This is a genomic window from Agrobacterium genomosp. 2 str. CFBP 5494 (genome assembly GCF_900013495.1).
Taxonomy (GTDB): domain Bacteria; phylum Pseudomonadota; class Alphaproteobacteria; order Rhizobiales; family Rhizobiaceae; genus Agrobacterium; species Agrobacterium pusense.
In genome coordinates, this window is record NZ_LT009719.1 from 867,158 (window position 1) to 892,087 (window position 24,930).

Annotated in this window: 23 protein-coding genes and 1 tRNA gene; 14 read left to right on the forward strand and 10 right to left on the reverse strand. The window is 60.0% G+C overall.

Annotated features, from left to right (window positions below; translation table 11 throughout):
• Position 1: 1 nt before the first annotated feature.
• The 6 genes from AGR2A_RS18870 to AGR2A_RS18895 form a co-directional block, all read right to left on the reverse strand.
• Entirely contained in the window at positions 2 to 409 is a 408-nt protein-coding gene (locus tag AGR2A_RS18870) for a c-type cytochrome (protein ID WP_037090573.1), read from the reverse strand.
• An 88-nt stretch (positions 410 to 497) separates the two neighbouring features.
• Positions 498 to 1,025: a DUF992 domain-containing protein gene (locus AGR2A_RS18875; protein ID WP_004437608.1), complete on the reverse strand. Its 528-nt coding sequence runs from the start codon at positions 1,023 to 1,025 to the stop codon at positions 498 to 500.
• A gap of 248 nt (positions 1,026 to 1,273) precedes the next feature.
• The gene (locus AGR2A_RS18880) at positions 1,274 to 2,083 is read right to left on the reverse strand and encodes an ATP-binding cassette domain-containing protein (protein WP_037090686.1); all 810 of its coding nucleotides are present in this window, start codon (positions 2,081 to 2,083) and stop codon (positions 1,274 to 1,276) included.
• A 34-nt stretch (positions 2,084 to 2,117) separates the two neighbouring features.
• Positions 2,118 to 4,082: a Fe(3+)-hydroxamate ABC transporter permease FhuB gene (gene fhuB / locus AGR2A_RS18885; protein WP_037090572.1), complete on the reverse strand. Its 1,965-nt coding sequence runs from the start codon at positions 4,080 to 4,082 to the stop codon at positions 2,118 to 2,120.
• The gene (locus AGR2A_RS18890; RefSeq protein WP_037090571.1) at positions 4,079 to 4,981 is read right to left on the reverse strand and encodes an iron-siderophore ABC transporter substrate-binding protein; all 903 of its coding nucleotides are present in this window, start codon (positions 4,979 to 4,981) and stop codon (positions 4,079 to 4,081) included. Before AGR2A_RS18890 ends, fhuB begins: the two co-directional genes overlap by 4 nt.
• 28 nt (positions 4,982 to 5,009) lie before the next feature.
• Positions 5,010 to 7,142 (reverse strand): TonB-dependent siderophore receptor, encoded by a 2,133-nt coding sequence (locus tag AGR2A_RS18895; protein WP_037090570.1) that lies wholly within the window; start codon positions 7,140 to 7,142, stop codon positions 5,010 to 5,012.
• A 188-nt stretch (positions 7,143 to 7,330) separates the two neighbouring features.
• Here AGR2A_RS18895 and AGR2A_RS18900 point away from each other — a divergent pair, with 188 nt between their 5' ends.
• The 5 genes from AGR2A_RS18900 to AGR2A_RS18920 all read left to right on the forward strand — a co-directional run bounded on the left by AGR2A_RS18900 (position 7,331) and on the right by AGR2A_RS18920 (position 12,680).
• Positions 7,331 to 8,242: a LysR family transcriptional regulator gene (locus tag AGR2A_RS18900; protein WP_037090568.1), complete on the forward strand. Its 912-nt coding sequence runs from the start codon at positions 7,331 to 7,333 to the stop codon at positions 8,240 to 8,242.
• 241 nt (positions 8,243 to 8,483) lie between these two features.
• On the forward strand, positions 8,484 to 8,747 hold the full coding sequence (locus AGR2A_RS18905; protein WP_022563408.1) for a spike base protein, RCAP_Rcc01079 family: 264 nt from the start codon (positions 8,484 to 8,486) through the stop codon (positions 8,745 to 8,747).
• A 186-nt stretch (positions 8,748 to 8,933) separates the two neighbouring features.
• The gene (locus tag AGR2A_RS18910; RefSeq protein ID WP_037090567.1) at positions 8,934 to 10,601 is read left to right on the forward strand and encodes a phosphoethanolamine transferase; all 1,668 of its coding nucleotides are present in this window, start codon (positions 8,934 to 8,936) and stop codon (positions 10,599 to 10,601) included.
• Between the two features lie 66 nt (positions 10,602 to 10,667).
• Positions 10,668 to 11,321, forward strand: coding sequence for a response regulator transcription factor (locus tag AGR2A_RS18915; RefSeq protein WP_004437591.1), 654 nt, complete (start codon positions 10,668 to 10,670; stop codon positions 11,319 to 11,321).
• A gap of 21 nt (positions 11,322 to 11,342) precedes the next feature.
• Positions 11,343 to 12,680, forward strand: coding sequence for a sensor histidine kinase (locus AGR2A_RS18920; RefSeq protein ID WP_037090566.1), 1,338 nt, complete (start codon positions 11,343 to 11,345; stop codon positions 12,678 to 12,680).
• Positions 12,681 to 12,741: 61 nt separating this feature from the next.
• Here AGR2A_RS18920 and AGR2A_RS18925 read toward each other — a convergent pair whose 3' ends face one another.
• Positions 12,742 to 14,046 (reverse strand): MFS transporter, encoded by a 1,305-nt coding sequence (locus AGR2A_RS18925; protein WP_037090565.1) that lies wholly within the window; start codon positions 14,044 to 14,046, stop codon positions 12,742 to 12,744.
• Positions 14,047 to 14,338: 292 nt separating this feature from the next.
• On the opposite strand from AGR2A_RS18925, the gene AGR2A_RS18930 reads away from it, so the two are divergent.
• The 5 genes from AGR2A_RS18930 (at position 14,339) to AGR2A_RS18955 (ending at position 19,809) form a co-directional block, all read left to right on the forward strand.
• On the forward strand, positions 14,339 to 15,448 hold the full coding sequence (locus AGR2A_RS18930) for an RHE_PE00001 family protein (RefSeq protein ID WP_037090564.1): 1,110 nt from the start codon (positions 14,339 to 14,341) through the stop codon (positions 15,446 to 15,448).
• A 248-nt stretch (positions 15,449 to 15,696) separates the two neighbouring features.
• Positions 15,697 to 15,927 carry a helix-turn-helix domain-containing protein gene (locus tag AGR2A_RS18935; RefSeq protein WP_004437583.1) on the forward strand — a complete coding sequence of 77 codons (231 nt, stop codon included), beginning with the start codon at positions 15,697 to 15,699 and terminating at the stop codon, positions 15,925 to 15,927.
• A gap of 231 nt (positions 15,928 to 16,158) precedes the next feature.
• Positions 16,159 to 17,409: an adenylate/guanylate cyclase domain-containing protein gene (locus AGR2A_RS18940; RefSeq protein ID WP_037090563.1), complete on the forward strand. Its 1,251-nt coding sequence runs from the start codon at positions 16,159 to 16,161 to the stop codon at positions 17,407 to 17,409.
• Between the two features lie 233 nt (positions 17,410 to 17,642).
• Complete coding sequence (iolG, locus tag AGR2A_RS18950) at positions 17,643 to 18,635, forward strand: inositol 2-dehydrogenase (RefSeq protein ID WP_037090562.1); 993 nt, start codon at positions 17,643 to 17,645, stop codon at positions 18,633 to 18,635.
• A gap of 292 nt (positions 18,636 to 18,927) precedes the next feature.
• Positions 18,928 to 19,809 carry a DMT family transporter gene (locus AGR2A_RS18955; RefSeq protein WP_004437576.1) on the forward strand — a complete coding sequence of 294 codons (882 nt, stop codon included), beginning with the start codon at positions 18,928 to 18,930 and terminating at the stop codon, positions 19,807 to 19,809.
• A gap of 23 nt (positions 19,810 to 19,832) precedes the next feature.
• On the opposite strand, the gene AGR2A_RS18960 is transcribed toward AGR2A_RS18955, so the two are convergent.
• Both AGR2A_RS18960 and rocF read right to left on the reverse strand, forming a co-directional pair.
• A complete protein-coding gene (locus AGR2A_RS18960; protein ID WP_072495013.1) occupies positions 19,833 to 20,888 on the reverse strand; it encodes an ornithine cyclodeaminase in 1,056 nt (351 codons plus the stop codon).
• 13 nt (positions 20,889 to 20,901) lie between these two features.
• Positions 20,902 to 21,822 carry an arginase gene (rocF, locus tag AGR2A_RS18965; RefSeq protein WP_072495012.1) on the reverse strand — a complete coding sequence of 307 codons (921 nt, stop codon included), beginning with the start codon at positions 21,820 to 21,822 and terminating at the stop codon, positions 20,902 to 20,904.
• A 129-nt stretch (positions 21,823 to 21,951) separates the two neighbouring features.
• On the opposite strand from rocF, the gene AGR2A_RS18970 reads away from it, so the two are divergent.
• Positions 21,952 to 22,389, forward strand: coding sequence for an Lrp/AsnC family transcriptional regulator (locus AGR2A_RS18970; RefSeq protein ID WP_035207623.1), 438 nt, complete (start codon positions 21,952 to 21,954; stop codon positions 22,387 to 22,389).
• A gap of 122 nt (positions 22,390 to 22,511) precedes the next feature.
• Positions 22,512 to 22,585 (forward strand) — tRNA-Gln (locus AGR2A_RS18975).
• 58 nt (positions 22,586 to 22,643) lie between these two features.
• Here the strand turns inward: AGR2A_RS18975 and AGR2A_RS18980 are convergent.
• A complete protein-coding gene (locus AGR2A_RS18980; protein ID WP_072495011.1) occupies positions 22,644 to 23,486 on the reverse strand; it encodes a LysR family transcriptional regulator in 843 nt (280 codons plus the stop codon).
• A 90-nt stretch (positions 23,487 to 23,576) separates the two neighbouring features.
• On the opposite strand from AGR2A_RS18980, the gene AGR2A_RS18985 reads away from it, so the two are divergent.
• Together AGR2A_RS18985 and AGR2A_RS18990 are read left to right on the forward strand one after the other, a co-directional pair.
• Positions 23,577 to 23,978: a tautomerase family protein gene (locus AGR2A_RS18985; protein ID WP_034500184.1), complete on the forward strand. Its 402-nt coding sequence runs from the start codon at positions 23,577 to 23,579 to the stop codon at positions 23,976 to 23,978.
• Positions 23,979 to 24,022: 44 nt separating this feature from the next.
• Complete coding sequence (locus AGR2A_RS18990) at positions 24,023 to 24,916, forward strand: DMT family transporter (RefSeq protein ID WP_037090559.1); 894 nt, start codon at positions 24,023 to 24,025, stop codon at positions 24,914 to 24,916.
• Positions 24,917 to 24,930: the final 14 nt, after the last annotated feature.

A 24,930-nucleotide genomic window follows, 5' to 3' on the forward strand; every position in this document is an offset into this window, starting at 1 on the left:
GTTATTGCGGCAGTGGACGGGTTTTCAGATAAGCGATGAGATCGGCGATATCACTCTCGCTCCAGAGGCCGAAAAAGCGCATTGCATTTCCCGGGAGCGCCTTCTTCGGACTGGACAGAAATTTCTGCAACTCCTCCTCCGACCAAACCCTGCCTGCCGCTCCAGCATCCTTCAGAGCCTGTGAATAGTGGCTGTAGTCAACGATGGATGCGATGGGTCTTCCGACCACGCCCATCAGATGTGGCCCCATGCGGGTGCGCGGCGCGTCGATGCTGTGGCAGGTGGAGCAGCGGCTGAAAACCTTCTCGCCATGCGCAGCATCGCCTTCGGAGAAAGCGCCCGACGCCGGGAGGAGGATGAACGCGACCGCGGCCGCGACTTTTTTGATCGGGGACATCATACCCCTCATAATACAACGCCCTCTGCGTCTGACAACGAAGAGGGCGTGTTTGTCATGCGACCTAATGCCCGGCTCTAGCCTCCGGGCATCAGCCGGATCAGTTCATGGCCGTCAGCGTCACCGAGGTGCCGGTGGCGGCGAGGTTGAGGCCAACCTGGCCGGTCACGCTCACTGTCTGCAGCTGGATCGAGCCGGAAGTACCGCCGACGAGAACGTTCGTGCCAACGCCGAGACCGACGGTGACTTCAGCCGTTGCGCCCTGATAGAGGCCGCCAAGCGAACCGCGGTGGTAACCGGCGGTAGGGGCGAAAACGGCCCAGACCAGACGGCCCTGCGTGGTGAAACCAAGGTCAACGCCCATCTTGCGGATAGCGCCGCTATAGTGGTCGGTACGACGTGCGCCGATCGTGGACTGGAAGGTGCAATCCAGTTCCTTGGCCGAGCCGAGAACGTAACCGACGCCGCCGCCGATATCGCAGGTAAGGTAACCGATCTTGACGCCGTTGCGATCGTCCTGCTCCTGCGGAGCCGGCTCGTATCGTGCAAGGTCGGCAGCGAGTGCGGATGCGGTTCCGCCAAGGCCCATCGTCAATGCGGCAAAAGTTACGGCAACAGCCTTTTTCATCTGATTATCTCCTGTTTTATTCCTACCCGCAGCAGCCCTTCTTGCCCTCTCCGGATATTGAATTCCGCACTGTTAACGTTTGTTCCCTGAAATCGATCCAAAACAACTTAATTGGAGGCGATGAAAGCCGAACGGTTAACAATGTCTGATGGCGGTAGGATGCCATTAAGACATTGTTAGGGCGGGAAATGCGTGCGGAATCACCATCAACAGCAAGCGTTGGCGGGCGTGGTTCTGCAGCAACAACATCAGAGCGGCAGGGCCACGGGAAGGCCGGTGGCTGCGTGGGTCATCACGTCCATTCGCACGCCATAGATGCGCTCCAGCGTCTCCGGCGTCATGATCTCTTCCGGCGTTCCCCGGGCAATCAACCGGCCGGAATGCAGCGCGACGATCTCGTCGCAGAAGCGTGCCGCCATGTTGACGTCGTGCAGCACGACGATGACGCCAAGGCCTTTTTCACGCGACAGTCTTTGCACCAGCGAAAGCACCTCGATCTGGTGCGCCAGGTCAAGTGCGGAGATGGGTTCATCGAGAAGCAGGCTTTCGGCATTCTGGGCCACCAGCATGGCAAGCCATACGCGCTGACGCTCGCCACCCGAAAGCGTATCCACCAGCCGGTCGCGGAAGGCAACGGTATCGGTAAGCTCGATCGCCTCGTCCACTTTTTCCTGATCCGCCTTCGTAAACTGGCCCAGCGCGCCGTGCCAGGGATAACGGCCAAGTGCAACCAGTTCTTTGGCCAGCATGCCGGAAGCGGCCGGCGTGTATTGCGGCAGATAGGCGAGCTTTCGCGCAAATTCCCGATTGCCCCAGGCGGCAAGCGCCTTCCCTTCGAAGGACACCCGGCCCGCCGTCGGCTCCTGTATCCGTGCGAGAATCTTCAGCAGCGTGGATTTTCCCGAACCGTTATGGCCGATCAGGCCGATGGTCTTGCCGGTCGCAAAACTGGCCGTCAGCGGCTGCAGCAATGTCCTGCCCGGCACTTCCATGGTGACGCCATCCAGAGAAAAAAGCGGCATATCATCATAACCGGCCGCAGGCACTGCCTGACCCATGCTTCTCATCTCCATACATCTTTCAAAAAATTCATCATCGCCTGCCTGAAAGCCAGATCAGATATGGCGCGCCGGCAAGCGCCGCAAAAAGTCCGAGCGGCAGTTCATAGGGAAAGGTCACCGTCCGCGCGCCAAGATCGGAAAGCGCCATCAGCACCGCGCCGAACAGGAAGGAGGCGAAGAGATGGTCACGTGGCGTTGTGAAACCAGAGCGCAGCGCAATATGGGGCGCCATCAACCCGACGAAACTCAGGGGACCAACCAGCAGCGAGGCCGCACCGGTGGCAATGCCGGCCACGGCGATGACGGCGGTTCGCGCAGCACCGAGCGGCAGGCCGAGGGAGAGCGGCACATCCCGACCAAGCGGCAGGATCGTCAGCCAGCGCGTGACCGATAACGCTCCCGCCAGAAGCACGATGGAAAGAACGGCGAGAAAGATCGCCGAAGCCGGCGTTGCCGTCGAACCCGAGCCGCTGAGCCAGGCGAGGATCTGCCATGCCCGCTGGTCGCCAATGGCAAGCAGCGCCGAAAGCACCGCCGAGCAGAGCGAACTGACGGCAATGCCCGCGAGCAGCATCTTTTCCGGCGGGAGGTGTCTGCGCACGGCGAAGAAGAGCACAAGGATCATGACGACCGCCGAGCCGATGCCGGCGCCGCAAAACAGTTCCAGCAGGCCTGCTGCCGGAAAAATGGTGATGGCGACGGCAAAACCGAGGCCCGCACCGCCGCTGACGCCGATCACCTCCGGGCTCGCCATCGGGTTGCCTGTCAGTCGCTGCAAAAGAGCACCCGCCATCGCGAGAAGACCGCCAGCGGCCATGGCGGCCAGCAGCCGGGCCCAGCGGAACGGCAACAGGCTTTGCAGATCGTCCGCCTTCAGCATTTCCCAGCCATCCGGTCCCTTGCCGACGGCGAGTGCGGCAAACACCAGCACCGCCATGATGGCCAGTGCAGGCAGCAGGGACGTAAGCCGGCGTCTTGTCGCAAGCTCGACGCCTTCACCGCGCTGCACGTCTGTCGGCCGGATTTTCGGCAGGAGCCACAGAAGCAGCGGACCGCCGATCAGGGCCGTCACCGCTCCCGTTGGAAAAACTTCCGCCGTCGTGCTTGCCAGAAGCTGGACCAGACTATCGCAGAACCATAGAAGCAGACCGCCGAGCAGCGGCGAAACGAACAGAACGGAAGACGAGCGCCGCACGCCCAGCGCCCGGGTGAGTGCCGGTGCGGCAAGACCGATAAAGCTGACGAGACCGACCGCAGAAGCAACGAAGGCGGCCAGCATGACCGCGACGGCCGCAACCGCGAGCCTGATCGAAAACAGCGATACGCCGAGCGATCGAGCACCAGAATCGCCGAGACCGAGAATCGTCAAAGGCCTTATCAGCAGGCCGGTCAGAACGAGCCCTGCCAGAAGCTGGCAGGTGAGAGACAGGGCGTTCGACCAGTCCTGCTGGCTAAGCGAGCCGCCGTTCCAGACCACCAGAGACATCAGATATTCGCCCTGCGCGAGCGTCAGCGCCGCGGAAACGGAAGCGGCGGTGATGCCGACCAGCAATCCTGACACCACCATGGTCACCGGCTCGAAGGAGCGCCGCCAGCCAAGCAGGAAGACAATACCCGCGGCCGCAGCGGCCCCGGCAAGCGCCACCAAGGCGCGGTTGCCATCCAGAACAGATGGAAAAAACAGGGTGGCGATGACGATTGCCAGTTGCGCGCCGGCCGAGATGCCGAGCGTCGAAGGATCGGCAATCGGATTGCGGAGCAATTGCTGGAAAAGCGCCCCGGACAGACCGAGCATCGCGCCCGCCAGAACGGAAACCGCCACGCGGGGCATCAGGCTGAAGGCGAAAATCACCTGATCCATCGACAGCTTGGCAGCATCGAACGGTGGACTGGGCCATGCGCTGAACGGCAGCCGGAGCAGCCCTGCATGCAAGGAGAGCCCGCAGGCGAGAGCGAACAGCAGCCCCAGGACAATCTGGAGAGGGCGCGCCGTCACAGGGCTTCCCCCCGCACCGAAAGCGCTTCGGTCAGAAGCCGCGCAAAACGCATGCCGGCGGTGATGCCGCCATAAGGGGCGACATTGGCAAGCGTCACAACGCGGTTTTCCCGCACGGCAGGCAGTGCCCGCCAGATTGCGCTGTTGCGCAACGTTTCCCGTGCCTCGACCGGAATATCGGAGACGACGACGATACGGGCATCCGGCGAGGCCGCGAGGTGTTCAATCGGGACCGGAGCCGCGAAAGTGAATTGCGAACGATCCACCCAGGCATTGGCGAGCCCCAGCCGGCCAAGAACATCCCCGAACATGCTGTCCGCGCCGAAAGCGCGAAAATGCCGCGCGTCGCCGATATTGATCACATAGGTCGGCCGCGCCGCAAATCCGGCGAGGCGGGTCCGCATGGCGTGCAGCGCCGCTTCCGTTTCACCCAGAACCCTGCGCGCCTCTTCGGCCCGCCCGAGCTTTTCACCAAGCGCCGTGACTGCCGCCAGCGCCTTTGCGAAAGGCGGCTCGCCCTTTACGTAAAAGGGCAACGAGAAGACCGGCGCGATAGCTTCAAGCCTGCCGGTGTAGCGGGTGTAGAAGGGCGAGATCAGAATGAGATCGGGTCGGGTCAGTTGCAGGAGCTCGAAATTCGGAGCGCCGCGCAGGCCGAGATCGGCGACGGTTTCCGGGATTTCGGGCTCCACCGCACCCGCCCGGAACTGGATAAGCTCGGTCGCCGCCACCGGCATGACGCCAAGGGCCACGGCTGTTTCGAGCATCGCCCAGTCAATGGCGGCAATGCGCGGGGTCGACTGTGCCCGCGTCGCGCCAGCAAAGGCCGCAGCAGCGAGCAGGGCCAAAAACTCCCGCCGTCCCCAAACGGGAGACATCCATCGATCCTTGCGCGTCATGCCCCTGCTGTTTCACTTAGATGTGGCGTTACCAACGATAGGTCAGCTTGCCCATGACCGTTCTTCCGTCACCGTAATAGCATCCGAAAGTGGAGCAACTAGAAATATATTCTTTATCAGTCAAGTTTTGCACCATAAGCGAGGCGCGGTAGCCGTTCTTCTCGTAATGCACGCCGAGATCGAGCAGGGCGAGCCCCTTCATCTCAAAGGTATTGGCGGCATCGCCATAACGTTTTCCAACGTAACGAACACCGCCGCCGACGCCGAAACCTTCGAGCGCGGTATCTTCCGGGAAGGTGTAATCGAGCCAAAGGCTGGCGGCGTGCCGGGGGGTGCTATCAAGCTCGTTCTCATTATTCACACGGCCGGAGACCTCGCTGTCCATGTAGGTATAGGCCGCGCGCAGGTCGAGCCCGTCGACAAGGCTTGCAACGCCTTCAAGCTCTAGGCCTTTCACGTTCGCCTCATCCATCTGCTGCGTCACGCCACCCACCGTCGTTGTGACGTTCTTCTGTTTCAGATCGTAGATCGCCGCCGAAAAGAAACCGTCGAAACCTTCCGGCTGGTATTTGACACCCGCTTCCCATTGTTCACCGGTGGTCGGTTTTGGCGCATCACCGACGGCCGGCTGCGGCACCGGCTCGAAGGAGGTTGCATAGCTGACATAGGGCGCGATTCCGCCATCAAACAGATAGCTGACGCCGACACGACCGGTCAGCTTGTGGTCATCCTTGTCGAGCGTGCGATAGGTGGTGCCATTGAAGGTCGTGCCGCTGGTGCTTGCCCAGTCCTGCCGCAGGCCGGCAGTAATGCGCCAGTTCTCGATCGCCATCTCGTCCTGCGCATAAAGGCCGATCTGGGAAATATCGGTCTTCACATCGGCATAAAGCGTGCGCGCGGTAAGGCTGATCGGCCCGCCATAAACAGGATTGACGGGATTGAGCGGCGTTGCGGCCCAGAACTCGGTTTTGACGTTATTGTCGAAATAGCGGTAATCCAGCCCGACAAGCAGGGTATGATCGATCGGCCCCGTGGAAAAATCCGCCTGGAGGCTGTTGTCGATGTTGAAGGTGTTCAGCAGCTCGTCCTGGAACGTCGCATTGCGACGGATGAGATTGCCTATCATGCCGCCGCTGGTCGAAGACATGCCGAGCGCGCGGTAGGACCAGTCGAAATTGGAGTAACGCGCATTCTGACGGAAGGTGAAAGTCTCATCGAAGCGGTGTTCGAATTCATAACCGATATTGGTGAACTTGCGGTTTGATGTATCGAAGGACGGATCACCGACATAAAAGCTGCGGTCCAGCATATTGCCGGGTCTGAAATAGGTCAGCGCCGGCGGCAGGCCGGAGGGCGAACTCGGATTGTCGTGCTGATAGGAGGCAAGAACAGTCAGCTTCGTATCCTCGTCCGGCTGCCATGTGAGAGCCGGCGCGATGAAATAACGGTCGTTCTGCAAATTGTCCGTCTGGGCATGGGCGTTGCGCGCAAGGCCGGTCAGGCGATAGGCGAAACTGTCGCTATCCGCCACCGGGCCGCCAATATCGAACATCGACTGATAATAATCGAAGCTGCCGATCTGCGCACCGACTTCACCGAACCGTTCGAAGGTCGGCCGTTTGCTGCTGAGATTGATAAGGCCGCCGGGATTGCCCTGCCCGTAGAGCACGGAAGCGGGCCCGCGAATGACCTCCACGCGCTCCAGACCGTAGACCTCAAAAGAAGGCGCACCGGCCGTCCGCATCAACCGCAGACCATTGAGGAACTGCAGCTGATTCCCCTGAAAGCCGCGAATGCGCGGCGCGTCGAAACGCGGATCGGCGCCGAACGGCTGCGCAACCACCCCCGGGACGTAATTCAGCGCCTCGCCGAGATTGCGGACATCCTGCGCATCCATCTGATCTCTGGTGATGACGGATACCGGTTGCGGCGTCTCGATCAGGGATCGCCCTGTCTTGGTGGCGCTGGCGCTGGTTTTTGCCACATAACCCTTCACGGGCGCCTTGGGGTCCTGATTTTTCGCGCCGTCAACGGTGATGGTCTGCAGCACCGTGGTTCCGGCGTCCTGAGCAAGGGCGGAAGCCGGGGCCAGGAACGCCACATAAGCAATGGCGGCGCAGCCACCAGCCAGAATGGAAATGTGTTTGGTTTTTCCCTGCACGCCAAAATCCCTCGTCACCCGCACCAGCCATAGGCAGTCATTTACTGGAGAATTAAAGTCATCTTATTACGCAAGGTGTGGATTTCGATCCAATAAGTGAAACTGGATTTTTTCATAATTTTTGATTATGAAATCTCTCTCCATAATAGTTTGGAATTATTCAAAACCTGCCAAAAAAGGCGCTGACAATGGGCAGAAAACCGGCGAACCGGGCTGACGCGTTCGAGCTGCGGCATCTGCGCTATTTCACCACGCTGGTGGACGAGCGCAATTTCGAGCGCGCCGCTGCCCGCCTCGGCATTGCCCAGCCGGGTTTGAGCCAGCAGATCATGGCGCTTGAACAGATCGTCGGCATGCCGTTGCTTGATCGCACAAGGCGGTCCGTGAAGCTCACCATGCCCGGCCAGCTTCTTTACGAGGATGCCCGGAAAATCCTTTCGAATGCCGAAGCGACGCTTGCAACGCTGAAGCGTGTCGGCCGCGGCGAAACCGGGCGCATCTCCATCGGTTATGTCGCCTCCGCCGCCTATTCCGGGTTGATGATACAGTCGATCGCCAGTTTCCGCGCCTCCCATCCCGATGTGGAGCTGCAATTGATCGAGATGGAAATGCGGCTACAACTGGCCAGGATTGCCGACGGCAATCTGGATTTCGCCTTTATCCGCCCGCCCGCCCCTGTTCCGGAAGGTGTGACAACCCACGTGGTGTTGCGGGAGCCCTTGATGGCAGCGCTGCCGGAAAACCATCCTTTGGCTTTTGCCCCGCAGGTCGATCTGAAAAATCTTTCCGGTGAAGCCTTCATCACGCCGCGACAGCCGCCGGATGTCGGCTTTCATTACAACACCATCGAGGCCTGCAACGAAGCCGGGTTCCAGCCGGCAATCAGCCCGGAAGGCAGGGACTACACGACCATTGTCAGCATGGTGGCCATTGGCCTTGGCGTTGCGCTGGTGCCGCGCTCGCTTGATTGCCTGCGGTTGCCCGGCGTGCGCTATGTGCCGCTTGCGGCAAGCGCCACGACGTCGGACCTCGCCATCGCCCACCGGAAAACCGAAGCCTCCCCCGCCGTCAGGGCCTTCATTCTCCACGCCCGCAATTGAGCCGCGTGGAGGGAAATATCCGTGTCGCACCTTGTTCGCCGGGGACGAAAAATCGGCCGCCCTCCGTCGCGCGGCATTGATCGAGCGACGACGGTGCGCCGCAATGCCCGGATTGCCGGGCAGATGGCTGCCTGCCGGACGTCGTTCCGGCGACCGGGGTAAAAAATCTCCTTCCCCGCATCTCCCCGCCGCCCCGGCCCACTGCATAATCGCGACAGATTTCGATTTATGGGAGACAGCAATGGCTGAGATTTACGACCACTACGCCGCCGGCCTCGAATCACCGGCTTCCCACGCCTTTGACGTCGTTCCGGACGATGCAAAGCCGCTTCCTTGCGCCACACGCGCGATCTATGTGGGCAATGGCGGACATCTTTGCCTGACTGTGCTTTCCGGGGCAACCGTGACCTTCCAGAACCTGCCCGCCGGCAGCCTGCTGCCGGTCCGCGCAACGCGGATATTTTCGACGCGCACCACCGCAACCGGCATTGTCGGGCTCAACTGATGGTCTTTCCGCGGCAACAGCGCCACACACACTATGGAGGCAATGCCATGCAACATGACACTTTCATGACAAGCTTTCAGGTTGATGTCAGCAAAATCCTGCATGCGCCATTGACCGGCCCATGCGGCAAACCGGAAAGGGGCGTTTGCGCTCGCTTGTCATTGCCGCCGGCCTATCGAAAATTTGGTGGATCTGGCAGTGGCTCTTTTTACCGCGAAAGCGACGGGAACAACAACTTATCGTCCGGAAATCGGCAGCGTGGCGCTGAGCCTGCTGACGGCGGCTTATCTCCTGTTTTTCACGAACCGGACATTCTGGTCGAAGGTTCATACCTATCTTTCCGCCTATCCGGTCGCCATCGTCGCGCTCTATGTTGCCATGATCGCCTTTTTCGGCGCGCTCATCACGATTTTCTCCGCCAAATATCTCCTCAGGCCGTTTCTGATCGTCCTGATCTTCGCGGCGGCGGCGTCGTCCTGGTTCATGGATCGCTACGGTATCGTCATCGACAGCGACATGATCCGCAACGCCATGGAGACGACGCAGGCGGAAGCGGGCAATCTGATCACGCCCGGCTTTCTCTGGCATATGGCGATTTACGGGCTGGTGCCGTCCCTCGTCGTCGTCGCCGTCCGCATCCGGCATCGGCCGATCCTCGACAAGCTTCTGTGGAACACGATCAGCATCCTGGTCTGCCTTGCCATAACCGGCATCATCAGCTTCGCCAACTCCAAGACCTTCACCACCGCCATTCGCCAGCACAAGGATATCGTCAAGAGCGTCAATCCGTTGTCACCGATCATGTCGACGGTGCATTATTTCACGCAGGCCGGCAAGGAAGTCGATATTCAAGTCAGCCCAATCGGCAAGGACGCCAAAGTCCTGCCCGCATTGGGTAACGTGCATAAGCCACGCATTACCGTCATCGTTGCGGGCGAAACTGCCCGCGCGGCGAATTTTTCGCTGAATGGCTACGGGCGGGAAACCAATCCGGAGCTCAAGAAGCGCGATGTGGTCTATTTCCCCAGCACAACGAGCTGTGGCACCGCGACGGCGATTTCCATTCCCTGCATGTTCTCGCAATTCACGCGCTCGCAATATAGCCACAAGAAGGCGCTTGCGAATGAAAATGTCATGGATGTCCTCGTCCATGCAGGGGTCAGCGCGACCTGGCTGGACAATAATACCGGTAGCAAGGACGTCGCCGACCGTATCCCCTATTTCGACCTGCCTTCCACCAATGACAGCCGCTTCTGCACCGGCGGGGAATGCCGCGACGACATCTTTTTCGACAAGCTCGACGCCTGGCTCGATAACGTCAAGAAGGATAGTGTCATCGTGCTGCACCAGATGGGCAGCCATGGTCCGACCTACTACCTGCGTTACACCGACGAGTTCCGCAAGTTCACGCCGGACTGCCGCACCGCCGAGCTTGGCAATTGCAGCGACGCCGAAATCGTCAACTCCTACGACAACACGCTTCTTTATACCGACCACTTCCTCTCGACCGTGATCGACAAGCTGAAGGCGCGTTCCGACAAGCTGGCAACAGGCATGATCTACGCCTCGGACCACGGCGAGTCGCTTGGCGAAAACGGCGTCTACCTGCATGGCGCGCCCTATCTCCTCGCGCCCGACCAGCAGACCCATGTGCCGTTTCTCGTGTGGTTCGATGACGATTTTGCCAAATCCATGGGACTGGACAAGGCCTGCCTTGCGAAAAGCGCGTCAGAGGGCGGGCGCTCGCACGACAATTATTTCCACAGCATCCTTGGAATGATGAACGTCTCCACCTCGGTCTACGATCCCTCGCTCGATGTCTTCAGCGGCTGTACCCAACGCCGGACGAGCTGAACAGACAGTGCTTGACGCTTATCCGGAGAACAAGATACGCAAGACGACGCGATAGAGGGAGCTGTCTTGCGGGTTCTGCTTGTTGAAGACGATCATGTGCTGGGGGAGGCGCTGCGGGACCATGTGGCCGCGGCGGGTCACGCTGTCGACTGGTTCAAGACGCTGGGCGACGCCATGGCGGCGACGCTGACGATGGGTTACGGCCTGATCCTGCTCGACATGCGACTGCCTGACGGCGAGGGCATCACCCTTCTGCAAAGCCTGCGCAAGCGCGACGACGCCACGCCGGTCATCATTCTGACGGCGCATGACCAGGTCTCCGACCGGATTGCCGGGCTCAATGCCGGCGCGGACGATTATCTGGTCAAGCCTTTCGATCTCAACGAACTTTCAGCACGCATGCTGGCGGTCTCGCGTCGTTACGAGGGGCGTTCCGCCCCCGTCATCCGCCTGCCCGGCATCGAGATCAACCAGGTAGCGCGCAACATCACGGTCGATGGCACGGCGCAGACGCTCAGCGCCCGCGAATGGGCCGTGCTGGAGAAACTGGTCGAGCATCCCGGCGCAGTCGTCTCGAAAGCGCAGCTGCACGACACCCTGTACGAATTCGGCGCGGAAATAGAGAGCAACACGGTCGAAGTCTATATCAGCCGGCTGCGCAAGAAAATCGGCCATGACCGCGTCGAGACGGTGCGTGGCGTTGGCTACACGATCAAATAGACGAACCCCAGGCAGATACAGATGGCCAGACCGACCAGCATGACCCGCAAACTCGTGATGGCGCTGACCAGCGTTGTCGCCATATCATGGCTTCTCGCCTGCGGTTTGGGCGTCATGGTGATGCAGGACGAGTTCGCTGAGATTTTCGATGCCGGTCTCGAGGAAACCGCGGAAAGACTGCTGCCGCTTCTGCTCGACGACCTGCGTGAGAACAATACCGCGCCGGCCGCGCAGAAACTCAACCAGTCGGCGGAGGGAGCGGAATATCTGACCTATCAGGTTCGCGACCGAGAAGGCCAGGTCGTGCTGCATTCGCATGACAGTTCGACGGAGCCTTTCGAAGTCTCTCTCGACCCCGGTTTTTCAGAAACATCGTCGCAGCGCATCTTCACGGTCGCCTCACCCGACGGCAACTATTTCCTGCAGGTCGCCGATGCCTTCGCAAATCGCCGCGAGGCAATCGTGGAGGCAGGCACCGCGCTGGTTTTGCCCGTGCTCATTCTCATTCCTGCCAGCATTTTTGCGGTCATCGTCGTCGTGCGGCGAACGCTTCAGCCGGTGCAAACCTTACGCGACGAAATCGGCAAGAAGGACGGCGGCAATCTCGCGCCGCTTGCAACTCAACCCTTCCCGCCCGAACTGCACCCCATTGCGCGATCGGTCAACCTGCTGCTTGGGCGGCTGCGCTCGACAATCGACGCCGAGCGGGAATTCACCGCCAATAGCGCCCACGAATTGCGAACCCCGATTGCCGGTGCGCTGGCGCAGGCGCAGCGGCTGCACGCCGATATCCCCCCGGAGCTTGCGCCACGCGTTGAAAACATCGAAAAATCCCTGCAGCACCTCGCCCACCTCGCTGAGAAACTGCTTCAGATGTCCCGGGCTGAAGCCAGGATCGGGCTCACGGATAAGACAAGCGATCTCATCCCCGTGCTCGAACTCGTTATCGACGATATGAGCAGGACGGCGATAGGGGCGTCTCGCATCCGCTTCACCAATCGCTGTGAAGGCGCCCTGTCCGGCAGGATCGGTCCGGATGCCTTCGGTATCATCATCCGCAACCTTCTCGAAAATGCGTTGATTCACAGCCCGCCGAAAAGCCCCGTGCAGGTGATTGCGGAAACAGACGGCGCGATCCGCGTCGTAAATGCCGGGCCGACCGTCGATCCGGTGTTGTTGCCCAAGCTGACGACACGTTTCACCAGAGGCCAGTCTACGGCTGACGGCACCGGGCTAGGTCTGGCCATCGTCAAAAGCCTGGTGGAACAGACCGGCGGGAAACTGGTGCTTTCCTCTCCCGCAGAAGGTCAGCAGGACGGTTTTGAAGCCCGCGTGATCATTCCTAACGAAGCCGCCTGAACGCAAAAAAGAAAAAGCCCCGCCGGAAGGGCGGGGCTTTGCTGGTTTTTGTGTAAGCCGATCAGTCTTCGTGGATATGGCTGTGGTCGCGCGTGTCGCGCATCTTCACGTAAACCACCAGCGACAACGCGATCATGATCGTCACATACCAGAAGAACCAGTTCTCGTGGCCGATCTGCTTGAACTTCAGGGCGACGAATTCCGCCGTTCCGCCGAATATGGTGTTTGCCAGCGCATAAGGTAACGCCACGCCGAGCGCGCGAATATGGGTCGGGAACATTTCCGCCTTCACCACCGCATTGATCGAGGTATAGCCGGTGACGATCAGCAGGCCGATCAGCACGAGGCCGAAAGCCATGATCGGATCGGTTGTGGTCGAAAGCGTGCTGAAAATGACATAGGTGAACAGCGTTCCCAGAATGCCGAAGCCCACCATCAGCGGTTTACGGCCGATCTTGTCCGACAGCGCACCGGCAAGCGGCTGACACAGCATGAAGACAAAAAGCGCCGCCGTGGTAATTTCCGTGGCGCTTTCCTTGCTGAAGCCCGAGGTGTTGACGAGGAACTTCTGCAGATAGGTGGTGTAGGCGTAAAAGGCGAGCGTGCCGCCCGACGTCAACGCCATGACCATCAGCGCTTCCTTCGGATAATGCTTGAAAAGCGCCCATCCGCTGGATTTCGGCTTGTCGGCGGCGCCGGTCTTGGCGTTTTCGAACGACTGGGTCTCGGCGAGGCCCCGTCGGATATAAAATACCGCGATGGCCAGAAGGCCGCCGATGAAGAAGGGAATCCGCCAGCCCCAGGAACCGAGCTGCTCTGGGGTCAAAACCCGCTGCAATACCAGAAGAACGGCAAGCGCAAGGAGCTGGCCGGAAATCAGCGTCACATACTGGAAGCTGGAGAAGAAACCACGGCGGTTCTTGCCGGCCATTTCGCTGAGGTAAGTCGCGCTTGCGCCATATTCGCCGCCAACGCTGATGCCCTGCAGCAGCCTTGCAAATACCAGAATGGCGGGGGCGGCAATGCCAATCGTTTCGTGGCCGGGCGTAATCGCGATCAGCAGCGAACCGAGACACATCAACGTGACGGACAGGGTCAGACCCGCCTTGCGGCCCTTGCGGTCTGCATAGGTGCCCATGAACCAGGCCCCGATGGGCCGCATCAGAAATCCGACGGCAAAAACGGCAGCGGCACTCAAGAGTTCAGCCGTCTGATTGCCCGAGGGGAAGAACACCGGCGCGAAATAAAGGGTGAAAGCCGAATAGACATACCAGTCGTACCATTCGACGAGATTACCCGCCGATCCGCCGATAATGGATTTCAAACGGGTTTTCTGGTCCGGCGCGGCGGCGGGACCATTTGCCATAATATTCACGGGTTGACTCCAATTCATCTTCGTCTGGAGATGGAAGGGCGAACGGAAGGTGTGATAATTTGTCGCTCCTGTCGAGGGTATATACCCGCCAAGCTGCGATGCGCAAGTTTATACCGCGTTGCAATATTGCTGAAAAAGCAGCCGTGGCGTCTGAAAGACTTCCTCCTCCCCGGCATTTTCGCCACCCGTTTTTATCACGATTGCTGGGCAGAAACCATCGAAGGAAAACTGGACGACCTTGAAGCGCCTTGTAAGCCGCGCTTGCTCAAACTAAAATATATCAATGATTTACGACATATCCGACATCCAGCTCGAAAAGGTCCTCATCGCCGCCGCCCGCGCGGGCGAAGCGCTGGCGCGGCTGGACGAGCGGATAAGCCGATCGCCGATGAAACAGGGCTTCATCGAAAGGCAGGATTTCACCGACGCCATCTCCTCCATGTGGGTGGACGGCGAACTCGTGCACATGGAAGACCTCGTGTTGCATGACGCCCATATGGATGTGCGTGCGCCAAGCCATGAAATGACGGCGGCACACCGAATCCTCCGCTCGCGGCGGCTGATCTTTGCCAATGCGGCCGGCTGGGCTTTCACTGCACCGGGTCTTTCCCGGCTGCGCGGCAGGGCGTCGCCCGCCGCCGAAGAGATGCTACCCGCACGGCAGACCGTCGATCAGCCTGCGGGTGAGGAGGCACATGAGGCTGAGACATCGCTGGACGGCGCTTTTTCCGAACTCGACGCCCTTCTGGCGCGAAGCGCAGCCACGCTCGATGCGATCACCACGGGAAACGCGCTTCCGTCGATGCACAGGGAGGAAAGCCATGCGCTCATCAACGAGCCTGACTGGGACGAAGACGAACGGCTGAAAGAATGGTGGGACGTGCAGTCGCGGACGGAGGAACTGCCAGCAATTCTGCGCACCGCCATCCTGCTTGATTCCTGGAACATGATAGAGGTGCTCCAGCGCAGCCCCTGGCTTGGGCGGCTTCTGGCCTCGGCTTTTCTGCGCGATGGCGCTGTCACGCCCAATCACCTGCCGGCCCTGAGCGCCGGTCTTCGTGCCATCCCGCGGGAGCGGCGGCACGCCAGGAACCAGACACAGCGCATCCTCGCACTTCTCGACAGTTTTTATGAGGCGGCGCTGGCCAGCATGAAGGAACACGACCGGCTGAGCCATGCGCGGGAGCGGATGATGCGCAAGTTGGCCGGCCGCCGTTCCTCTTCGCGATTGCCCGAACTCGTGGAACTGGTCGTCTCCCGCCCTGTGGTCTCGGCAGCCATGATCGTGAAGGAACTCGGCACTACGCCACAGGGCGCAATCGGCCTCGCCAACCAGCTGGAATTGCGGGAGGTTACCGGTCGCGGCCGTTTCCGCGCCTGGGGCATGCTGTAGCGGCCCCTTGCAGACGATCCGGAAGGTAAAAAGGACCGTTTCGCAGCCGCTTTCGCATGGAAACGTGCCTCGTCAATTCGACGATCACGAATCTTAACAAAATTTAACTATTGCGTAGGTCAACGAAGCGGCTATGTTCCTCGCTGCGTTGCAACACCGATTTCTTCTCCGGCAACGCGGTCGCATTCGGCCCGGCAACTTTTCTCTGCCGCCCGCATTTAAGTGTCCATCATCAGGGAGATGCAATAATGACAATTTCAGTTTCACAACCCGATTCCGATCACGAAACCGATGCTCCTTTCGCCAAAAAGGTCCTGGCAGCGCGTAATCTTGCCGGCTATACGATCGAGCAGCTTGCCGTGACCTGTGGCCTCACCACGAGCGAAATACGTGCCCTGGAAGACGGCACGGACAGCGATCCCCTGCGCATCCGGCGTGTTGCCGCCGCGCTGCATATTCCGGTCGAAACCGTTATCTGATCTTTCCTATCGATCACGAAAAATCTCAGCGCCGCCGGGAAGATGTTCCCGGGAACATCGAGGCGGCGCACGCAGCCCGGAGGCTGCCGGTTCTTTCGGAACATTTTCCGCATCCGCTCCCTTAACATTTTCGTTATCCGGCACCACATGCAATTCGCGAGCGGGGACGTTCAGCGACATTCGACATGTATCCCGCCCGCCGAGAGCAGCAACAACCTCCGGAATCCTGCCATGACATTTACGCTCGACACCGAAGAACGGGTTTCTTCAGCATTGGCTGAATTGTGGCCGGCGGAGAAAACCGAGACTCTCGACTGGCTGGTCACCGGCACCAAGGACGAACGCTTCATCGACGAAATCTTCGTGGAGCTTTGCAACCGCTTGCGGGCAAGCGGAATTTCGGTGGCGCGCGGCGTTCTGGCTTTCCGTATCCGCCATCCGCAATGGCTGGGCGCGCGGATTTTATGGAAAGCCGGCATGTCCGAAGCCGAGATCGTCACTTATGGCTACGGCTCGGAAAACACCCCCGAATATCTCAACAGCCCGATCAGGGACATTCACCAGGGCGCCAGCGAAATCCGGCATCGCCTGAACGTCGACGCCATCGACGAAACAGGTTACACGATCTATGAGGAGCTGCGGTCGGAAGGGCTGACGGATTATTGCGCCTGGCCTATCGAGCACACGTTCGGCAAACGCCACGTCGCATCGTTTTCCAGCGATCGCCCCGGCGGCTTTTCCGACGAGGAGATCGTCGCGCTGAAAAACCTCCTGCCCGCGCTCGCGCTGGTGAGCGAGATACGCCTGAAGAACAGGATGACACGCACCCTTCTGGAAACCTATGTGGGACCACATGCGGGCGAAAAAATCCTGAACGGCGCCACGACACGCGGCAGCGGCATGACGGTGGGAGCAGCAATCCTGATCTGCGACCTGCGCAATTTCACCCATATTTCCGATCTATGGCCGCGTGACGATGTGATCGAGCTTCTGAACGGTTATTTCGACGCCATGTGTGATCCGATCGAGGAATTTGGCGGGGAAATCCTGAAATTCATGGGCGACGGGCTGCTGGCGATCTTCCCGCTCAGCAACCCGGACGCTTGCGGAAACCTCCTGAAGGCCATTGCCAGGGCGCAACGGAGCCTGATCGCACTCAACGAGATCAACCGGCAAAAAGGCCATGACCCCTTGGGTTATGGCATCGGCGTTCACGTCGGCGATGTCATGTACGGCAATATCGGCTCGAAAACCCGGCTTGATTTCACCGTCATCGGACCCGCCGTCAACATCGCATCGCGGCTTGAGACGCTGACCAAGGAAACCGGGCGCAACGTTCTCTTCTCCGAAGAATTCGTGCGCATGGCTGGCAACGGGACCGGGTTCGAAAGTCTGGGCCCTTGGCTGTTGCGCGGCCTCGAAACCCCGGTCGAAGTTTACGCTCTTCCGCAAAATCCCGCATCGGAGCCCGTCGCCGCCTGATTGGCTGCGCTGGCTGCCCGGCTTGTAACGGGGCATTTTAAGCCGAACGGCCATCTCCCCGACACCCTCCGGAGCCGTGATTTCGGCTGCCCTGCGCGACGTCAAATCGCTTGACACGCCATGCCTGTCGATCTAGCAAAATGGAACATATATTCTATATCGAAACATTGTTTGCATTCATATTCTGCCTCTCTGGGAGTGACGGGCGGACGTGTGAAGGAACCGGAGGAAAAATGGTTACGAAATTGGCCCTGCTTGGCGCCGGACGGATCGGCAAGGTCCATGCAAAGGCGATCGCCACCGACAGCCGCGCGCAGCTGGTGGCTGTCGTGGACGCCATGGCCGGCGCTGCGGAAGCAATCGCGCAGGAGGCCCACTGCAAGGTCAGCACGATCGAGGAGGTTCTGGCCGACGAAACGATCGACGCGGTCATCATCTGCACGCCGACCAACACCCATGCGGATCTGATCGAGCGTTTCGCCCGCGCCGGCAAGGCGATCTTCTGCGAAAAGCCCGTTGATCTCGATGTTGCCCGCGCGGAAGCCTGCGCCAAGGTGGTGGAACAGACCGGTGCAAAGGTCATGCTCGGTTTCAACCGGCGTTTCGACCCGCATTTTCAGGCTGTTCACAAGGCGATCGACGACGGCCGCATCGGCAAGGTCGAAATGGTGACAATCACCAGTCGCGATCCCGGCCCGCCCCCGGCCGAATATATCAAGGTTTCCGGCGGCATTTTCCGCGACATGACCATTCATGATTTCGACATGGCCCGTTTCCTGCTCGGTGAGGAAGTGGAAAGCGTGTTCGCCACCGGTTCCGTTCTGGTCAATCCGGAGATCGGCGCACTCGGTGATTTCGACAGCGCCAGCATCGTTCTGACGACGAAAAGCGGCAGGCAGGCGATTATTTCAAACTCTCGCCGCGCGACCTATGGTTACGACCAGCGCATCGAAGTGCACGGTTCGCTCGGTTCGGCAGCGGCCGAAAACCAGCGCCCGGTTTCCATCGAAATCGCCAATGCGGATGGCTACACCCGGCCACCGCTGCATGATTTCTTCATGACGCGTTACACGGCAGCCTATGCTGCGGAAATCACTGCTTTCATTGACAGCATTGAAAATAACACCGCGCCCTCTCCTTCCATCAAGGACGGTTTGATCGCGCTGAAGCTCGCCGATGCGGCGCTGAAATCCGCAACGTCGAAAACGGTCGTGACGATCGCCTGAGGTATCGGCCGTAGCGCCGCCCGTCTTGCCGAACTCTCTGTCCGCCGCGCAATTGTCGACGGCGGACAGCCGTGCCTTTCCCAAGGCCTCGCCAGCGGGCATATCGGGCACATCGTCCAGATCCCACATTGATCCGCGGCGCTCAAATCCACAACAGGCTGCTTCCGGGCTTGCATGGCTGCTATTCGGAAAATAAGGTTGTCTGACAAGGTGCGGCCATAACATATGGCCATATCCATCTCATTCACGCCGAATCTTTTTTTGCCGGCAAACTCCGGACAGCGGTTTTTCCATGCCATCAGCCAAGACCGGTTTTCTTTATGCGCTTGTCGCCTTCACGATCTTTGCGGCGCAGGATGGCATATCGAAACATCTGGGCAGCGCCTATCCACCCGTCTTCGTCGCCATGTTGCGCTATTGGGCCTTTGCCGTTTTCGTTCTGCTGATGGCGGCAAAGTCTTCAGGCGGCATTCGCGGTGCCGCCATCGCCAATCGCCCCTGGCTGCAGATCAGCCGTGGTGTCCTCCTTGCCGTACAGATCGTCTTTTCGATTTTCTCCTTCGCAATCGTCGGCCTTGCCCACAGCCATTCCATCATCGCTTCCGCCCCGCTCATCGTCGCGGCGCTTTCCGTGCCGCTGCTGGGAGAAAAAGTAGGCTGGCGGCGCTGGTGCGCTATTTTTGTCGGTTTCATCGGCGTTCTCGTTATTCTCAAACCCGATGGCGAAGGTTTCGACAAGAGCCTGCTGATCACCTTCGTCGCCGCATTCATGCTGGCGCTTTATGGTGTGCTGACGCGGCTCGGCAGCCGGAGCGATACGGCCATGACAAGCTTCTTTTATACCGGCGTGGCGGGCGCGGCCGCCCTGACGCTGGTTGGCCCGTTTTATTGGGTCAGTCTGGCGCCCCATGACTGGGGATGGATGCTGGCCCTGTGCATTACCGGCATGAGCGGCCATTACTGCCTAATTAAAGCCTTCGAACTGGCGGATGCGGCTTCCGTGCAGCCTTTTTCCTATTACCAACTCGTGCTCGTCTCCATCATCGGCGTTACCATCTATGGCGAGGTCGTGACTTCCAATATGGTGATCGGCGCGGCCATCGTCATAGCAGCAGGTCTTTTCACCATCTGGCGGGAACACATGACCGCACGGAAGGGTCGCCGGCAAGGCTGATATGCTTGCCGGCCGGAGCCGGCCTAGACGAGAGCCGCCTCGCAGCGCAGCAGCATCCCGAAAAGATCCCGCGGCTCATCCGGGTCCGCCAGCAGGTCCAACTCCGTATAGAGCCCAGTGGACGGCAGTTTTGAGCGTACATAACGCAGCGCCGAAAAATCCTCAGTCGCGAAACCCACGCTGTCGAACAGTGTGATCTGCCTGTCGTTTGCCCGGCCTTGCTGTTCACCCGTTATGACCCGCCACAGCTCGGTAACGGGGTAATCCGGCGGCAATTGCTGAATTTCGCCCTCGATACGCGTCTGCGGCGGATATTCGACAAAAATGTCGGATCGTAACAGAATGTCCCGGTGCAATTCCGTCTTGCCGGGACAATCCCCGCCAACAGCGTTGATGTGGATGCCGGGGCCGACCATGTTGTCAGTCAGGATCGTCGCATATTGCTTGTCGGCAGTGACCGTCGTGACGATATCCGCGCCTTCCACCGCTTCTTCCGCGCTGTCGCAGATCTTGATGGCAAAGCCCTGCCCGGAGAGATTGCGGGCGCATTTCTCGCTGGCGGAGCGGTCGATATCAAACAGCCGCAACGTATCGATGCCGAGAATGGCCTTGAACGCCCGCGCCTGGAATTCGCTCTGTGCGCCATTGCCGATAATGGCCATGGAACGGGCGTTTTGGCGGGCGAGATATTTCGCCGCAACGGCGGAGGTGGCGGCGGTGCGCAGCGCGGTCAGGATCGTCATTTCGGTCAGAAGCAGCGGATAACCATTGCCCACATTGGAAAGCACGCCGAAGGCCGTCACGGTCTGGCGGCCCTCCTTCATGTTCTTCGGGTGGCCGTTGACATATTTGAAGCCGTAAAGCGTGCCGTCGCTGGTCGGCATCAGCTCGATGACACCCTCCATCGAATGGGAGGCGATGCGCGGGGTCTTGTCGAAGCTTTGCCAGCGACGGAAATCCTCCTCCACCACATCGGCGAGCTCACGCAGGAACGTGTCGATGCCCACCTTGAGCACCAGCTTCATCATGTGATCGACGCTGACGAAAGGCACGATATTGAGGTTTGGTATCACGGTCATCACATCACCCCTTTCAGCCGGCCCGCGTCGGGCGGTCCATGACCCGCTTGCCCATCAGGCTGGTGGCAAGATCCACCATCAGCGTCGCGGTCCTGCCGCGCTCATCGAGAAACGGATTGAGTTCCACGAGATCGAGGCTGCAGACCAGCCCGCTGTCATGCAGCATCTCCATGACAAGATGGGCTTCGCGGAATGTCGCGCCGCCCGGAACCGTGGTGCCGACAGCCGGCGCGATGGACGGCTCCAGAAAATCGACATCCAGGCTGACATGCAAAAGCCCGTTTGCCGCCTGAACCCGCGCCAGGAATTCACGCAGCAGCACGGCAACGCCATGCTCGTCAATCGAACGCATGTCGTGAACGGTGATGCCGCTTTTTTCCAGAGCGGCCCTCTCGGCAGGGTCGACGCTGCGGATGCCGATCATGCCGATATTCTCTTCCGGAACAGCATGGGAAAGCGGCGGGAAATAACCGGAAAAACCGTCACGCCCGCTGAAATAGGCGACCGGCGTGCCATGCAGATTGCCGCTGCGTGTGGTTTCAAGGGTGTGATAATCTGTATGAGCATCGAGCCAGAGGACGAAGAATGGCCGACCCGTCTCAGCCACGCGGCGCGCCATGCCGGCAACCGTCCCCGCCGAAATCGCATGGTCGCCGCCGAGGAAGATCGGCACGGCGTCCGCGCTTTCGCGATAGGCCGCTTCCGTCAGCGCCTCTGTCCAGGCCACTGTTTCGGAAAGATGGTGTACGGCAGGATTCGGATGGCAAAATTCCCGAAGCGGCGCGGGCATCACATTGCCCGTATCCACCACCCGATGCCCCAGCTCTTCGAGGGCATGGGCAAGCCCCGCGACGCGATAGGCGCTCGGCCCCATTTCGCATCCCAACTGCCCGGCCCCGATCTGCAACGGCGCACCAACAAGCCTGATATCCATTCCCGTCCTCATTTCCCTACCGATAACTCCACTAGACCACGGAGACATGGCAGAACGAACATCAAAGATTGGCAATATTATCGAAATAAGCTACCGTTTTGGTAAAATTATTTTATCGAAATGGCAGGCATGGACAAACTCGACGAACGCCTCATCACCCTTCTGCGGCATAACGGCCGGCGTAGCATCTCCGACCTGGCCGTGGAGACTGAAACCTCGCGCGCGACGGTTCGCTCGCGCATCGAAAGAATGGAAAATGACGGTACGATCATCGGTTATACCGTTATCCTGCGCGCCGACGCCGTTGAAGCCGCAATCCGCGGCATCATGATGATCGAGATCGAAGGCCATGTGACGGACCGCGTTATCCGCACGCTCGGCGGCTTTCCGGAAATCTCCGAAATCCACACCACCAACGGCCGCTGGGATCTGATCGTGGAACTGAATGCCGCGACACTTAGCGATTTCGACGCCGTGCTCCGCCGCATCCGCCTCGTGCCCGGGATTACCGGCAGCGAGACCAGCCTGCTGCTCTCCACCCCGCGTTCCACCCGCGCAAGGCTCTGACACAGAGACGAAAGGCAAAAGCAGGATAAAACGCATTTTTCGATTTTTTCGACTTGCGCCCCGGAATAAATCATCTATATGACGACCCACCAAAGCGAACGCGACAACGCGTTTCAGGCTTTTGGGGAATAGTTCAATGGTAGAACAGCGGACTCTGACTCCGTCGATCTTGGTTCGAATCCAGGTTCCCCAGCCAACACCTTAACTCCCTTTACATCCTCGATTTTTGTCTCGTAGTGGACATCATTCCGATGCTACTCGCCCGCGGCCGATATCGCGGCGGCGAGCGCCCTGATGGCTGAGGCGTGGGCCGGTGTGCGCGCGCGGGAAAGAAGCACGATGTCAGAGATTGGCAACGGTGGCAGGCCCAGCTCGGGGCCGCGATCCGGCAAGCCTCGCGCGCTGATCTCGCCGAGGGCTGCGATGCCTGCGCCGGCAAGCACTCCTTCCAGAAGCGCAGAACAGCTTCCAGCGGTGAACGCATCGCGCCAGGCGACGGCAGCCTTTCCGAGCTCGGCTATCGCAATATCCCGGACACCACACCCCGCCCCAAGAGAGACGAGCGGAACGGCGCTATTGGTGCGCGGTCGCCAGTCCGGGGCCACACGCCATCCCAGCCTGTCGGTGCGCAGCACTTCGCCATCGGACCCGCCGCCATTGCGACGGATGATGGCGGCATCGGCCAGTCCGGAAGCGAAGCTTTCCTTCACCCGCCGGGAAAAACCCAAGGTCACATCAATCACAGCATTGGCCGGCAGCGACGCGCGCATTGCTCTTATCGCCGCCGAAAGGCGGGTCCCGATCGCGTGATCGCTGGCCGCCAGTGCAAAGTGCAGCGGTGGCTCGTCACTGAAGTTCAGCGCATCCTCATGTTTGGCCAGCAGCTCGCGGGCCTTCGGCAGAAACACCTGCCCATCCTCCGTCAGCCGAAGGTGGCGTGGCGAGCGGTCGATCAACCGTCTGCCGAGACGCTGCTCCAGCATCTTCAGCTTCTGACTGACGACGGGCTGCACGGTTCCCGCAGCGTCGGCCGCCCTAGTCAGGCTGCCCAGTTCAACGGCGAAAATGAAGAGGCGGACGCTTTCAAGGTCAATCATATAAAATCGCTATGAATAGAATAGTATTCATTATCTTCTCATTATGATGAAATTTACGCAAGGTGGTTTTCGGCAACAAGGAGAAACACCATGCCCATGATCAAAACCCGCTACACCAAACCTCAAGACGCTGACGATCCGAAGCTGGAAATCGCCGCTCTCCTGTCCCGGTTGACTGCGGACATCCTGCACAAAGACCCGGCGGTTACCGCCGTTCTCGTCGAAAGTGCCGATCCCGCCGACTGGATCATCGCCGGATCGAGCGTCGCCGAACAGAAGGTCGGCACATTTTATGTCGAGGTTTCGATTACCGATCACACAAACATCAAGGACGAGACGACCGAATGGGTACGCCGTGTTTATGAAGAGATGAACAGGCTGCTTGGCCCCGTGCACGAAGCAAGCTATGTGCTGGTTCACGCCGTGGATGGCGACACCTATGGTTATGGCGGGCAAACGCAGAACCTGCGGTGGGCGCGCAAGCACGCATGATCGGGGCGGGTTAATAAGAAAAGCCCGCGGAGCAGTGGAACGAGATGGTACTCTATGAACTGGCCGCCGTGGGCGCTGCAACCTGCTGGGCGATAACGGGACTGCTCGCCGCCCGCCCGGCGGGGCATCTTGGTGCGCTTGCCTTCAACAGGACAAGGCAGCTTTTTGTCGCCTCGGTGCTCGGTCTTTACGTCCTCGCTTCAGGAACCTGGCGGGACCTGCAACCGGATGCGCTGTGGGCGCTGTTGCTTTCCGGCTTCATCGGCATCTTCGTTGGCGACACGCTGCTTTTCACCTGCCTCAACCGGCTGGGGCCACGCCGCTCCGGAATCCTGTTTGCGCTCAACGCTCCCATCGCCGCCGTGCTTGGCTGGGCTGTTCTCGGGGAACAGCTTTCCGTGACAGCCATAGCCGGCATAGGACTCACCCTTGCGGGCGTTCTGCTGGCCATCCTTTTCGGCAAGCGCAAGTCGCAGCTGCACGCATGGGAAAGCGTGAAGGGACCGCTCTGGCTCGGCGTCCTCGTCGGCCTTCTCGCAGCTCTCAGCCAAGCCGTTGGCTCGCTGATCGCGAGGCCTGTGATGGCAGCAGGTGTCGATCCCATCGCCGCATCCATGCTGCGGGTGGGCGTCGCCGCAATCTGCCTTACGATGTTGACAATGCTCCCCATCAAGGCCGTAAAACCCAAGGGGCCATTGACGGGCAGCATTTTCCTCCAGACGGCGCTGACCGGCACGATCGCGCTCGGCTTCGGCATGACGCTGCTGCTGTTTGCGCTTTCTGGCGGAAAGGTCGGCATTGTCTCCACACTTTCGGCCACCACGCCGGTCATCATCCTGCCATTACTCTGGCTCAGAACCGGGGAGCGGCCCGCATCTGGTGCGTGGGTGGGAGCCGCTCTTGTTGTTATCGGCATGGCGCTCGTGTTCTGGCGCTGAAGGCCGCCGCGGGG

Excerpts from the sequence above, each read along its gene's own strand:
- AGR2A_RS18905 (WP_022563408.1), top strand. The coding sequence starts at position 8,484 with ATGGCTGAGATTTACGACCACTACGCCGCCGGCCTCGAATCACCGGCT.
- AGR2A_RS18940 (WP_037090563.1), top strand. The coding sequence starts at position 16,159 with ATGACATTTACGCTCGACACCGAAGAACGGGTTTCTTCAGCATTGGCT.
- AGR2A_RS18985 (WP_034500184.1), top strand. The coding sequence starts at position 23,577 with ATGCCCATGATCAAAACCCGCTACACCAAACCTCAAGACGCTGACGAT.
- AGR2A_RS18970 (WP_035207623.1), top strand. The coding sequence starts at position 21,952 with ATGGACAAACTCGACGAACGCCTCATCACCCTTCTGCGGCATAACGGC.
- rocF (WP_072495012.1), bottom strand. The coding sequence starts at position 21,822 with ATGGATATCAGGCTTGTTGGTGCGCCGTTGCAGATCGGGGCCGGGCAG.
- iolG (WP_037090562.1), top strand. The coding sequence starts at position 17,643 with ATGGTTACGAAATTGGCCCTGCTTGGCGCCGGACGGATCGGCAAGGTC.
- AGR2A_RS18935 (WP_004437583.1), top strand. The coding sequence starts at position 15,697 with ATGACAATTTCAGTTTCACAACCCGATTCCGATCACGAAACCGATGCT.
- AGR2A_RS18875 (WP_004437608.1), bottom strand. The coding sequence starts at position 1,025 with ATGAAAAAGGCTGTTGCCGTAACTTTTGCCGCATTGACGATGGGCCTT.
- AGR2A_RS18925 (WP_037090565.1), bottom strand. The coding sequence starts at position 14,046 with ATGGCAAATGGTCCCGCCGCCGCGCCGGACCAGAAAACCCGTTTGAAA.
- AGR2A_RS18930 (WP_037090564.1), top strand. The coding sequence starts at position 14,339 with ATGATTTACGACATATCCGACATCCAGCTCGAAAAGGTCCTCATCGCC.
- AGR2A_RS18900 (WP_037090568.1), top strand. The coding sequence starts at position 7,331 with ATGGGCAGAAAACCGGCGAACCGGGCTGACGCGTTCGAGCTGCGGCAT.
- AGR2A_RS18870 (WP_037090573.1), bottom strand. The coding sequence starts at position 409 with ATGAGGGGTATGATGTCCCCGATCAAAAAAGTCGCGGCCGCGGTCGCG.
- AGR2A_RS18920 (WP_037090566.1), top strand. The coding sequence starts at position 11,343 with ATGGCCAGACCGACCAGCATGACCCGCAAACTCGTGATGGCGCTGACC.
- AGR2A_RS18990 (WP_037090559.1), top strand. The coding sequence starts at position 24,023 with ATGGTACTCTATGAACTGGCCGCCGTGGGCGCTGCAACCTGCTGGGCG.
- AGR2A_RS18980 (WP_072495011.1), bottom strand. The coding sequence starts at position 23,486 with ATGATTGACCTTGAAAGCGTCCGCCTCTTCATTTTCGCCGTTGAACTG.
- AGR2A_RS18890 (WP_037090571.1), bottom strand. The coding sequence starts at position 4,981 with ATGACGCGCAAGGATCGATGGATGTCTCCCGTTTGGGGACGGCGGGAG.
- AGR2A_RS18960 (WP_072495013.1), bottom strand. The coding sequence starts at position 20,888 with ATGACCGTGATACCAAACCTCAATATCGTGCCTTTCGTCAGCGTCGAT.
- AGR2A_RS18955 (WP_004437576.1), top strand. The coding sequence starts at position 18,928 with ATGCCATCAGCCAAGACCGGTTTTCTTTATGCGCTTGTCGCCTTCACG.
- AGR2A_RS18880 (WP_037090686.1), bottom strand. The coding sequence starts at position 2,083 with ATGGGTCAGGCAGTGCCTGCGGCCGGTTATGATGATATGCCGCTTTTT.